The 12,392-nt window shown below is 44.3% G+C and carries 12 protein-coding genes; 11 read left to right on the top strand and 1 reads right to left on the bottom strand.

The window, feature by feature from the left end:
- Positions 1 to 11 precede the first annotated feature (11 nt).
- The 4 genes from ASG46_RS02960 (at position 12) to ASG46_RS02940 (ending at position 3,721) form a co-directional block, all read left to right on the top strand.
- Entirely contained in the window at positions 12 to 1,199 is a 1,188-nt protein-coding gene (locus ASG46_RS02960) for an MFS transporter (RefSeq protein WP_056703037.1), read from the top strand.
- A 125-nt stretch (positions 1,200 to 1,324) separates the two neighbouring features.
- Positions 1,325 to 1,954, top strand: coding sequence for a LysE family translocator (locus tag ASG46_RS02955; protein WP_039166356.1), 630 nt, complete (start codon positions 1,325 to 1,327; stop codon positions 1,952 to 1,954).
- Between the two features lie 119 nt (positions 1,955 to 2,073).
- Positions 2,074 to 2,457, top strand: a complete 384-nt coding sequence (locus tag ASG46_RS02950; protein WP_045034612.1) for a UPF0715 family protein — start codon at positions 2,074 to 2,076, stop codon at positions 2,455 to 2,457.
- 505 nt (positions 2,458 to 2,962) lie between these two features.
- Positions 2,963 to 3,721: a YqcI/YcgG family protein gene (locus tag ASG46_RS02940; RefSeq protein WP_039166353.1), complete on the top strand. Its 759-nt coding sequence runs from the start codon at positions 2,963 to 2,965 to the stop codon at positions 3,719 to 3,721.
- Here the strand turns inward: ASG46_RS02940 and ASG46_RS02935 are convergent.
- On the bottom strand, positions 3,716 to 5,065 hold the full coding sequence (locus ASG46_RS02935) for an amino acid permease (protein WP_007498290.1): 1,350 nt from the start codon (positions 5,063 to 5,065) through the stop codon (positions 3,716 to 3,718). The two genes, ASG46_RS02940 and ASG46_RS02935, sit on opposite strands and share 6 nt — an antisense overlap.
- A gap of 82 nt (positions 5,066 to 5,147) precedes the next feature.
- Between ASG46_RS02935 and ASG46_RS02930 the strand changes: the two genes are divergently transcribed.
- The 7 genes from ASG46_RS02930 to ASG46_RS02900 all read left to right on the top strand — a co-directional run bounded on the left by ASG46_RS02930 (position 5,148) and on the right by ASG46_RS02900 (position 12,359).
- Entirely contained in the window at positions 5,148 to 5,744 is a 597-nt protein-coding gene (locus ASG46_RS02930; RefSeq protein WP_008342104.1) for a DUF1989 domain-containing protein, read from the top strand.
- Between the two features lie 195 nt (positions 5,745 to 5,939).
- On the top strand, positions 5,940 to 6,761 hold the full coding sequence (nadE, locus tag ASG46_RS02925) for an ammonia-dependent NAD(+) synthetase (RefSeq protein WP_056703034.1): 822 nt from the start codon (positions 5,940 to 5,942) through the stop codon (positions 6,759 to 6,761).
- Positions 6,762 to 7,085: 324 nt separating this feature from the next.
- The gene (locus ASG46_RS02920; protein ID WP_082515452.1) at positions 7,086 to 7,943 is read left to right on the top strand and encodes a citryl-CoA lyase; all 858 of its coding nucleotides are present in this window, start codon (positions 7,086 to 7,088) and stop codon (positions 7,941 to 7,943) included.
- Entirely contained in the window at positions 7,940 to 9,373 is a 1,434-nt protein-coding gene (locus tag ASG46_RS02915) for an aldehyde dehydrogenase family protein (RefSeq protein ID WP_056703032.1), read from the top strand. Before ASG46_RS02920 ends, ASG46_RS02915 begins: the two co-directional genes overlap by 4 nt.
- Before the next feature lie 9 nt (positions 9,374 to 9,382).
- Positions 9,383 to 10,156 (top strand): type I 3-dehydroquinate dehydratase, encoded by a 774-nt coding sequence (gene aroD / locus ASG46_RS02910; RefSeq protein ID WP_056703031.1) that lies wholly within the window; start codon positions 9,383 to 9,385, stop codon positions 10,154 to 10,156.
- A 38-nt stretch (positions 10,157 to 10,194) separates the two neighbouring features.
- A complete protein-coding gene (locus tag ASG46_RS02905; RefSeq protein WP_056703027.1) occupies positions 10,195 to 11,955 on the top strand; it encodes a thiamine pyrophosphate-binding protein in 1,761 nt (586 codons plus the stop codon).
- A gap of 23 nt (positions 11,956 to 11,978) precedes the next feature.
- Positions 11,979 to 12,359 carry a cupin domain-containing protein gene (locus ASG46_RS02900; RefSeq protein WP_024718975.1) on the top strand — a complete coding sequence of 127 codons (381 nt, stop codon included), beginning with the start codon at positions 11,979 to 11,981 and terminating at the stop codon, positions 12,357 to 12,359.
- The last annotated feature ends 33 nt before the right edge of the window (positions 12,360 to 12,392 follow it).

The following is a 12,392-nucleotide window of genomic DNA, read 5'->3' as shown; positions in this document are numbered from 1 at the left end:
GAAGTGAAAAGATGAAAAAGGTGTTTTATTTTGGCTGTATCTTTTATTTTTTTATTGGGACCATTCATGTGTTTTTTGGCAGTTTAACGCCTTATTTGCTGTCTAGTTATGATAAGGGTCCTGGGGAATTATCTTCTTTAATCTTCTTTCAGTTTATTGGCTTTTTGACAGGCGTTCTTTTGTCGCCCATTCTTGTGAGGAAAAAAGGCTACGGCGCTGTCCTGACGATGGGATTGCTGCTGATGATCGGAGCGCTTCTTCTTGGCCTTTTAGTGCCGGGCTGGACGATTCTTGTGGTGGCAGGTTTTTTCCTTGGGAGCGGTGCAGGCAGTCTTGAGACGACGGCCGGGGCGTATGTCATTTCAATGGCAAACAGTGCAAAGCGAATCAGCATCATGGAGGTCTTTTTTGGATTAGGTGCGCTATTATTTCCTCTATTGATTCTGCTGACTGTGACAGAGGAAACGTGGCATTATGTGTTTTTATTTCAAGTCGGTGCACTGACTTTTTTTCTCATGCTCTGGCTTACCTTTATGAATAAACTCCCTCGTGGGCAGATGGCGGCTCCAATTCAAGACATGAAGAAACCGTCCTTGCTGTTTGATCGAGGGAATCGAATGATTGTGGTGCTGATGATCTGTTTTGCGTTTTTCTACGCAGGAATTGAAACGAACTTTGCGAACTTTTTACCATCGATCATGCTGGAAAAAGGGGGAGACAACTGGGGTCTTTTTGCGGTCTCTACTTTTTGGACAGCGATCGTCATTGGCAGAACTGTCATTGCGAGAAAAGCCGATCAGCTGCATCCGCTGCGTTTTTTAAAACTAAGTGCAGCGCTGATGATTGTGCTGCTCGCCATATTTGCTCTAGCCACCCACATCGCCGCGCAGCTAATTCTTATCTTTTTCATCGGTCTGTGCGCAGCTGGCATGTTCCCCATTGCCTTGACGGCATCTGCATTAATGATTGAAAATGCCATCGACGAGGCCACGAGTTATTTTATTGCCGCCGCTAGTTTAGGTGGAGCTTGTTTGTCCTTTTTGATTGGGTTTAGCCTTGAGTGGGCAGGTGCGGCAAGCGCCGTCTTTGTTTTCGCCTTTTTAGCTGTTCTCCTTTTTGCGGCTGCCATTCAAATGAATCGATCTCGGAAAAAAGAAACCATACCCACACAGCCGCCGGCGATGAAAGCCGATCGATAAACAGCTGATCTGGTGGCTCCTCCTTTTGTATAGCATATCTTCAGAAAAGGTGACGAAGGACTTGTACTAAAACAACGAAAGCGTGAATAACATGTACAAGTCAGCATCAAAAGGAGGACGTCTATGTGGCGGTGTTTTTTGGTTATATCTTTTTAGGGTTGTCACTTTCAGCGCCTGTTGGGCCAGTCAATGCAGCCCAAATCGACAGAGGGATTAAAAGTGGATTTTGGCACGCTTGGATTTTTGGTGTGGGGGCTATGGCTGCGGATATTGTCTATATGCTCCTCATCTATTTTGGTGTCGCCCAACTTTTAACTGCACCTCTTGTGAAAACCTTTTTGTGGCTGTTCGGCTTTTTCGTTCTGACCTATACCGGTATTGAAAGCCTTCGTAAAATCAATTTGCAGGAAAGTCCAAAGAAGGATGGAGGCAACACGTCGATCGGGCATTCGTTCATGACGGGATTTTTTATTTCTCTTTCCAATCCGCTTAGTATTTTATTTTGGCTTGGAATTTATGGAAGTATTTTGGCCAATACGATTGAAAAGTATGGAGCATCTCAAATGCTGATGTACAGCATCGCTATTTTCATCGGCATGCTCTTATGGGATTTCTGTATGGCGCTGCTCGCCAGTACGTTTAGACGGTATTTAAATGAACGAATGTTGCACGGCTTATCCGTTCTGGCAGGTCTCTCTTTACTTGGCTTCGGTGCCTATTTTGGATATCAAGGGATCATGGCGCTCATTGGATAGAATGGTTGATAAGAAAAAGGGCTAAAATCTAAATCATTTTAGCCCTTTTTCATATTTGACAGAAATAGGACACTCTTCAATAATGATGGAAGATACATAAAATTGAAGGAGTTTTTGCCATGCGTATGTTCCTGCCAGCATTCAACTATGTGTGTATGCTGATTTTGTCTGTGATCACAGCGACATTTGTTTATACCATGTTGTTTGCCCCACCTGAATCCAGATTCAGTTATGTGGAGGTCACCAGTCTTTTCATTTTGATCGCTTATGTCCTATTTGCTGCACCTATCCAAATGGTTTTACACCGTCATCCTGAGAAGTTTCGACGCCGTGATTTATTGGTTTATTTTATCGGGGCGTGGGTGGTTTGTACGGCGCTCGCATTATGGATTGATTATGGTGTTGTCGTCTTTATTAGCTACAAAGTTTATCTATTTAGCTTTTGCGCGGCCTTTATTTATTGGCTGCTTGATTCCGTCTTTTTAAAGAAGAAACAATCATAAAGGCTTTTCCCGTTTTTTCTCTTGAACATGAACGTGTATGACCTTCGAGAGTCCGCTTGATACAAAAGCAAGAGCCGTCATCAGAAGGACCCAATATAGATTGCTAAGGTCAAATCCAGTATAAGCGAAGATGAAAATCATCGAAATCACGGACGTTAATATGAGGACAGGCCATATCCGTTTAAATAGCAGATAACCAACAAATCCCCAAAGGAAAGCCATCACTGGTAGTGTAAATAAGATCAGATACATCGGATGGAGAAAAAGAAGACGCATGTCATTCACCCATTTCTTTTATAATGACCAACTCTATTAGATAGAGGCGGCTAAATGATGATATGCAGAAGCATACTCATACATGATTAGATAAATGGAAGTGAATTCCTGCTTCATCCGGCAAATCAATCACCTTGTGAATGTCCAGTGAAAGTCGTTGAAGGACAGTCACCACAGCTTTTTCCTCCTCATAGGCTATGGAGAAGACGCTAAAACGAGGTGGAAGAAAATGGCCCAGCTGTATGCAAAAAGTTGCCTTGATCAAAATCTACGATCACTCGAAGAATGGAAGCAGGATGCTTTCACACAGTTTGGAGAGATGGTCGGTGATGAGGCAGATACATTTCCGTGTGTACCAGGCAGACAAGGATTTTTTCTCGATCATTTACGCTATGGATTTGTCGGTGATCTGCGGGGAGACGGGGCAGTGAATGAGTTAGCAGAGCTGCTAAAAGAATATCAAGGCTGCGCTAAACAAACTGGTCAATACGCTTCATTTATCTGCTTTTTTGAAACTCCGCAGGATTTAAAGGAAAGCCCGATTGAAGAATTTGAGCAGCAGTTCTGGTCATTGCTTCAACGGTTACATCAAAAAGATGCAGTGCCATGGCCTGAAGAGGTTCCACTGGACCCTCATCACCATGAATGGGAGTACTGTTTTCATGGCGAGGCTTATTTTATTCTGTGTTCAACACCAGCTCATAAGCTCAGAAAGAGCCGCCACTTTCCATATGTCATGATGGCATTTCAGCCCAGATGGGTGTTCGAAAAATTGAATGGATCGACCAAGTTTGGACAAAAAATGAGCCAGCTCGTTCGCAAGCGGCTCAAAGCATATGATCAAGTTGACGTCCATCCATCGTTAAAATGGTACGGTGATCCAACAAATCATGAATGGAAACAATATTTTCTCTCAGATGATGAGGCGGAGAAACCAGCCTCCGCCAAATGTCCATTTACTGCTTTAAAAAACATGATGAAATTATGATGCGGCCTGATCCTGTTTCCACTTTTTTCTCATAAAGAGTACCATGATGCCAATCACGGCGATGATCCCAAGGCTTATAAAAAAGCCGGGTCGTCCGCTTGCCTCTGTCAGAGTGCCTGAAACAGCTGCACCAATTAAGATCAGGGCAAGAACCATTTCGCACGTTTGGCGAGTGGATGGCTTTGACAGCTTTTTGCTCGAAAGCAGAATAAACACCCATGTGTACAAAAGGGTTAAGCCGGCTGCTGTTGTGAGATGCTCGTAAATGTGTTTGGACAAAAAGAGTGCCAGCAAAATGGAGACAATCAACCCTGCAGCAGTTAAAAGAATTGAAGACCATCTGACATGAGATGGTTCTTTTTGTTTAAAACAAGCAGGTGCATCCTGATGCTCCGACATCGTGCCGAGCAGTGTTGTGACCGCATAGAGGGAGGCAACCAATGTGGAAAACCCGGCAATAATGAAAATGCCATTAAAGATATGAAGAAAAATGGATAAATGAAATGGCTCCAGTGATGTAATAAATGGACTGCTATTCTCGTTAAAGGCTGTCACTGGCACCAGCAAAAGCGCAAGTCCGATGGAGACGATATAAATGACAGCAAGAATGATCAGCATCACACGTCCAGATTTTGCGGCGTCCTTCGGGTCTTTTAAATGAACCGCCATCAGCCCCATGACTTCAATCCCCCCGAAAGCATAAAACGCATAAATCAGTCCATTCCATAGACCGAGTGGGCCGAGCGGCATCCATTCATGGTCTTTATTTGGCAGGTGGAGGGTGGGCCTATGCTCTGTGAGAATGCCGCATAAAACAAGAACGGCAAGGACGACAAACAATAGGATCGCCCCGGTCTTCAGCACGGCAAGGACATTTTCCGTCTTTTGAAAAGAAGAAAGCCCAATGATAATCACAAGCAGGGCAAGAGCGGAATAAATCGCTGAAAATACCCAAAGTGGAATGGATGGAAACCAGTGACGAGTAAAAAGAGAAATCGCCGTCAGCTGACTCCCTGTGATGAGCATTTCTGAAAACCAATACACCCAGCCATTACTAAATCCCGCCCAGCGCCCATAGGCTTTTCGGGCATAGGAACAAAATGATCCTTTATCTGGGTTTTCGGCTGTCATCGCAGCCAGGTGTTTAAAGACGAGATATGTGCCGACTGCCGCAAGCAAAAATGAAATGCAGACGGAGTAACCGGACTTTGTAATGGCGATGCTGGAACCAAGGAAGAAACCAGTGCCGATTGTACAGCCGACTCCGATAAGAGAAAGCTGCCACCAAGATAAAGATTGTTCTTCTTTCAATGCATGTGCAACACCTTTCTGATTCAATAGCATTAGCTTGTGACCCCCTCTTTTTTTTATACATGATCAAGAGGACGTTTTGGGCATACTGTCAACATGGAAAGGAGTGCATGTGATGAACGGAGAATACGTGATTTTACCAAAGGATGGGCTTGGTTTTCGGTTAGGAAAAGGACAATGTATGCGAGTGGTTGATGTCGAAGGGCAGCAAGTAGCAGATGTGATGGCCTATCATGAAAAGGATTTTTATGAAAAATTTGATCAAGGCGCTACAATGGACAGCCTGTTCTCTTCCAAGGTGAAAAAGGGAGATCAGCTTTATTCTAATTTATATAAACCAATGTTTACGGTCATTGAAGATACAGTCGAATGTCATGATTTATATATGCCTGCGTGCCGGCAAGAAATGTATCAACTCTTATATGGGCGTACGCACCTAGAGGTCATGCATACATGCTACGATAATCTCAGGACGGCCTTTGAGCCATTCGGGATTCCAAAAGAGGATATGTATTATCCTTTTAATGTCTTTATGAATACAGTCATTGATGACAAAGGAAAGTTGTCTGTCGAGCTGCCAAAATCGCTCTCCGGTGATTACATCCGCCTGCGTGCAGAAATGGACCTCATTGTCGCGGTGTCTGCATGTCCTGCCGACATTGGAAAATGCAATGGCTCAAGCTGTACATCCATCCGGGTGGAGATTGATTGAAAAGGAAAGACCAGTCAAAGAGATTTGGTCTATTTCGTTTGTGAATGTTTGATCATTTATGAAAAAGGGGAACGTCTAAAAAATATCTTTTTTCAAAACATGATATAATAAAGTGGCTAAAATCGTAGGTAAATCAATTGAAATGGAAGTAAAACCTGTTCTCTTCATGTAGAGGATGCTTAGGAGGAAAAGTGTATGAGTTTGCAGAAAAAAATCAGCCAAGAGTTGCATGTGCAGCCCTCAATTGACCCAAAGCAGGAGATCGAAAAACGGGTTGGATTTCTAAAGGCTTACTTGAAAAAGACCGGTGCAAAAGGATTCGTTCTCGGTATTAGCGGCGGACAGGATTCAACGCTTGCCGGCCGTCTCGCTCAGCTCGCTGTAAGTGAGCTTCGTCAAGAAGGAAAAGAGGATGCTGTCTTTTTTGCAGTCCGTCTTCCGCATGGCACGCAGCAAGATGAAGACGATGCGCAGCTGGCGCTATCATTTATTCAGCCGGACAAGTCTTGGAAATATGATATCGCGCCTGCCGTGACGGCATTCAGTGAACAATATCAAAAGGAAACAGGCGGTGCGCTGTCTGATTTTAATAAAGGGAACGTCAAAGCACGCATGAGAATGATCGCACAGTATGCCGTCGGTGGACAGGAAGGCTTACTTGTCATTGGAACGGATCATGCAGCTGAAGCTGTGACGGGCTTTTTCACGAAGTATGGCGATGGCGGCGCAGATGTCCTTCCGCTCACAGGTTTAACGAAACGCCAAGGACGGTTGTTGCTAGAGACTCTTCAGGCTCCGGAGCGATTATACTTAAAGAAACCGACAGCCGATCTGCTGGATGACAAGCCTCAGCAAACGGATGAAACAGAACTTGGTATTACGTACAATGAAATTGATGATTACTTAGAAGGTAAGCCCGTGTCAGAACAAGCAGTAGAAGCGATTGAAAAGCGCTATGTTCAATCAGAGCATAAACGCCAAGTACCCGCTTCCATGTTCGATGACTGGTGGAAATAAAATAAGTGACCTCTCCAGAAGATGGAGAGGTTTTTTTATATCAAATTTCAGCTGAATTTGACAGAATGAATCGAAAATGGTTCATTAATTAGTAGAACGATCTACATAAGTATGTTTGACTAAATAAAGGGTAAATAGAAGAATAAGTGGTGAAATAATTAGTTCGATTCACTTAATTTCTCATCAAAAGACAGTATTTTCAGAAAAAATGATTGACGATAAAAACGAATGCGCTTACAATGAAAACACATTCCAAAAAGTGAAATTGAATTCCACTAGACGGAATAAAAGGAGTCGTTCATCTCCAAATAAGAGGCTAAAGGAATGATTCACACGATGAAAAATCGAAGTGCACTGGAAATATACAAAGAAGGAGGCGCTTGGTGGGAGACTGAGATTAGTCATATTCAAAAAAATTCAATTGAACTTCGGGGCTATCCAATTGAAGAGCTTATTGGTCAATTATCGTATCCACAAATGCTTTATTTACTGCTTGTTGGTGAATTACTAGATGATTCGAAGGCAGCTCTTTTTGAAAGTGTTCTGGTCGCAGGTGCGGATCATGGGCCAAGAGCACCGTCTATTGCAGCGGCAAGAATGGCGGTTACGTGCGGCATTTCGTTTAATTCTTCTGTTGCAACAGGGGTGAATCTATTAGGTGATATTCATGGCGGAGCTGGTGAAAAGGCGATGCGTATGTTATACGAAGCCAAAGCAGGCTACGATGAACACAAGGATATCAAGTCTGCTGCAAAGCAAGTATGTCAGACATGGTTAGCTCGCAAGGAAAAAATTCCGGGAATCGGACATCAGCTGCATGATGATGATCCGAGAGTGAGACGGCTGTATGAGCTGAGTCAAACATATGTGCAGCAAGGTGATATCAGCGGAACGTACTTACGGTTAGCTGAGGCGATTAGACATGAACTTGAACAATTAAAAGGGAAAAAAATCACGATGAACATAGATGGTGTATCTGCTGCGATCCAATGTGAATTAAACATTCCAGCTGAAGCGGCAAAAGGCATCTTTTCCTTATCGAGAGGAATGGGCATCGTGGCGCATGCATATGAAGAGCTGACAAAAGGTGCCCTAGTGAAAGGTCCTTGTCCGAATGAAGAAAGACTTGTTCGTTATGCGGGAGTCGGGACGCGTCACTTGAAGGAGGGTGAGAGAATTTGAGTGAATTGAAAGCGTTGTCATATATAAACGGCGAATGGCTGGATGCAAACCATGTCAAAGAAGACATTATCAATCCATACTCTGGGGAAATGATCGGTACATCCTATCTTGCCTCCTCAGAAGATATAGAACAGGCGCTTTCTATTGCGCAGCAAGCTAAAAAACAAATAGCGGCAATATCAGCATTAGAACGCTCAACGCTTCTAACAAAGGCAGCCGTCTTATTGGAAGAACAAAAAGAGCATTTTGCAAAACTCATTTCTTTAGAATTAGGCAAACCGCTTAAAAATACAAGAGATGAAGTCTCACGATCAATTGAAACGCTGGCGCAGTCAGCCGAAGAAGCCAATCGACTAATCGGTGAGACCATTCCTGGCAATGTATCTTCCCGTGGACAGAGAGCAATGGCGATGACATTTAAAGTGCCGGTTGGGGTTGTGCTGGCGATTACGCCTTTTAATGCGCCTCTCAACTTAATTTGTCACAAAATCGGTCCAGCTTTTGCGGCAGGGAATGCCATTATTTTAAAACCAGCACCGCAAACATCAGCTGTTGCCACAGCGTTTGTTAAGCTCCTGCTTGAAGCAGGGTTTCCTGAAAAGAGCCTGCAGCTTGTGATTGGAGGAGTAGACGCCGGCAGACAGTTAGTCACTGATGAAAGAACCAATCTTGTTTCTTTTACTGGCGGTGCGGTGGGAGGAGAACATATTTCAAACTCTGCTGGATTAAAAAAGGTACTGCTGGAACTCGGAGGAAATGGAGCGACGATTGTTCATCATGATGCAGATATCGAGCAAGCCGCATCTCTTTGTGCCAAAACGGGCTTTAGCAACTCTGGTCAAAGCTGTATTTCTGTTCAAAGAATTTATGTTCACAAGCAAATTATGTCGACATTTACTGAGACACTTAAACAAAAAGTAGAACAGCTCGTCGTTGGAGATCCGCTGTCTAGTGAAAGTGATATCGGCTGTATGGTTGATGTACAGGCAGCAAAACGTGTGGAGGCTTGGATACAAGAGGCAGAGAAAATGGGTGCCGAGCTTCTATCTGGAGGACAACGAAATGGCGCAAGCATCACACCGGCTATTTTGCTAAACCCGCCAAAACAAGCCAAGGTCGTCTGTGAAGAAGTGTTCGGTCCAGTTGTCAGCATTCTCCCATATGAGGAGCTGGATGAGGCAATCAAAGAAGCAAACGATAGTCGATATGGTTTGCAGGCAGGTGTCTTTACGAATCAGCTAGATGTTGCGTTACACGCAGCAAAAGAGCTTGAAACTGGCGGCGTAGTCATCAATGGGACATCGAATTTCAGACTAGATCACTGGCCATATGGCGGGATTAAACGAAGCGGTATTGGAAGGGAAGGCCCACGTTTCGCCATCGAGGAGATGACCGAAACCAAAATGGTTGTGCTGCCAAATGGGCTATAAAGGGGGCAGATGGACGTGAATGACTTTCAGCAAAAGGTAAAGAGTGCGCAGACAGGCGGTCAGCCGATGATTTGTACGCCGCTCATTGGACAAACAAAGGAAGAATTGTTTCTTGAAGTTGAGGTGTTAGCTGAGAAGAAGCCTGATGTGATAGAGTGGCGAGCGGATTTTTTCAATCACCTCAATGACAAGGAACAAGTCATCGCCACCCTGAAAGGGATGATCGAAAAGGCAGATAACATCCCATTTTTATTCACCATTCGTTCTGAAAAAGAGGGCGGCGAACGCATCTCACTCTCAGAGGATGAAAAGGTTTCCCTGCTTGTCGAGCTTTGTGCCACTCAGCTTGTGGCTGCCGTTGATTTTGAATTAATGCATGATGTCTCGCATATCCAGCAAGTCAGTCAGGCGGCTAAGAGAAACGGGGTCATCTTGATTGTGTCGTACCACGATTTCCAGCGTACCCCGGAGGCGGATCGGCTTGTGGAGCTATTCACCAATGCAGAATCGGTCGGTGCCGACATTGCAAAGATCGCCGTCATGCCGCATTCCTATGAGGATGCACTGACACTGCTCTCTGCGACAGGCAAGGCGAAAAAGCATCTGTCCATCCCTGTTATTTCGATGGCGATGGGGGAATATGGTGCCTTCACAAGAATGGTAGGTGGACTCTTTGGGTCTGTCATGACCTTTGCTGTAGGGAAAGAAAGCTCGGCACCTGGACAAGTTGCGATACAGGATTTGAATGCCGTTCTATCGATTGTGTTTTCAAAGAATCAGTGAGTAGCAGATTCATAGCTGCACCGTGAGAGGAGAGAAACATGAAGAAGAATATATCTACACAGGTCATTCAGTATTTAGAAAATCGAGGAGTTGAGCATATCTTCGGTCTGTGCGGTCATACGAATATTGCTTTTTTATCAGCGCTAGAAAAAAGCCGTATTCAATTTGTGAATGTTAGACATGAACAGATAGCGGCACATGCAGCAGACGGTTATGCACGAGCGAAAAAACAGACGGCTGTTGTGCTCAGTCACTTAGGTCCTGGACTCACCAATGCGGCAACAGGCGTAGCGAATGCCGCACTCGATTCCATTCCAATGGTTGTCATTGCAGGAGATGTTCCAAGTCATTACTACGGAAAGCACCCACACCAAGAAATCAATCTTCATTCCGATGCTTCTCAATACGAAATTTATCGCCCATTTGTAAAAAGAGCATGGCGAGTCGACATTCCAGAATTATTTCCAGAAATTTTATCAAAAGCGTTTCAGTTAGCTGAAAGCGGCCGCCCTGGGCCAGTCCTGATTTCAGTTCCGATGGATGTGTTCTCAAAAGACTTAGATGTGTCGTTATTTGAACAAATCGCTCATCATACACACACCGTTGAAAAACCATCTATTGATGATCAAACAGCGAATCGGATATTAGATCGATTGCTGCAGGCAGACAAACCGCTCTTATATGTAGGGGGAGGCATTTTACTAGCCGATGCAGCAGAAGAGTTAAAGGCATTTTCTGACCATTTGAGCATCCCTGTTGCCCATTCTCTGATGGGGAAAGGGGCGATGCCGGATGATCATCCAATGACCCTTGGCATGACAGGATTTTGGGGAACGAAATTTATCAATGATCAGTGTAAAGAAGCGGATTATATATTGGCATTAGGCACCCGTTTTGCTGAAGCAGATGCGAGTTCGTGGGAATCGGAGTATACGTTCAATTTCCAATCAACCAAGCTCATTCATATTGACATTGATCCGAATGAAATTGGCCGGAACTATCCTGTTGAAATTGGAGCGGTAGCAGATCTCAAGCAGGCGTTGACTGTACTCAATCGTGTGGCGAAAGAAAGGCTGCCAGAAGGTCTGGATCGCCCTCAATTGAAAAAGGACATTGCGGCATATCGTGAGGAATTTCAGAAGAGCAATTTGACGAATATTCAAGACGAGTCTTTCCCAATGAAACCACAACGTATTTTGCAGGAAGTGCGCGAAGTATTGCCGCCAGATGCCTTCATTACAACCGATGTTGGCTGGAATAAAAATGGGGTCGGACAGCAATTTCCTGTATACACGCCAGGCACTATTTTAACCCCAGGTGGTTTTGCGACGATGGGATTTGGCGCTCCTGCTGCACTTGGAGCAAAGATTGCCCAACCTGACCGTGTCGTTGTATCACTTGTTGGGGACGGCGGTTTCGGTCAAAATCCATCTGTTCTCGCAACAGCCATGGAAGAAAACATTCCTGTCGTGTGGATTGTGATGAACAATAGTGCGTTTGGGACGATCGCCGGCTTGCAAATGGCACACTATGAAACGACTTACGGCACTGTTTTTAGAAAAGATGGAGAAAGCTATTCGCCTGATTTTGCAGCCATTGCAAGAGGTTATGGGATGAAGGGGATCAAAATTACGGCTGCTTCTGAATTCAAAGAAGCTTTGGCTGAAGCAATCGCTTCTCAGGAGCCATGTGTCATTGATGTAGCGATGAAAAATGATCCTGTGCCTACTGATGGACATTGGAACATTAATGATATTTATTCACCAAATACAAAACGTTCACATGTCAGTGTGAACTAAACATGACTAGGGAGGAATCAACAATGAAAATTAAAGTATTAAATCCATTTCAAGACGGTCATCCATTATGGTTAGGTTTAGATCATCCAGAAGAGAACATGATTAGGAAGGTGTTTCAAACGATCACACCAGATACCGTTGGATCAGAGCATATGATGGCAGGTCTCACTATTTTTGAGCCGGGAGAAGCAAGCTCAGTACACAATCACCCGGGTTCAGAGGAATTTGATTATGTGATTAAAGGGTCTGGCGAAGTCATTTGCGATGGAGAAAGACAATCATTTAAACAAAATGACTTTATGTTTATTCCAGACGGTGTCTCGCATCAGCATGTGAACACAGGGGACGAACCTTTATGGCTGATTTGGCTCTATACACCGCAAGGGCAGCTGCCGAAGGACTAAAGAAACCTTGCACGAGAGAAAGAAGAAAAGGGG

This window comes from Bacillus sp. Leaf49, assembly GCF_001426125.1.
In the GTDB taxonomy this organism is placed as follows: domain Bacteria; phylum Bacillota; class Bacilli; order Bacillales; family Bacillaceae; genus Bacillus; species Bacillus altitudinis.
Note: the sequence above shows the minus strand (reverse complement) of the source record. Positions and strands in the feature narration are given on the sequence as shown.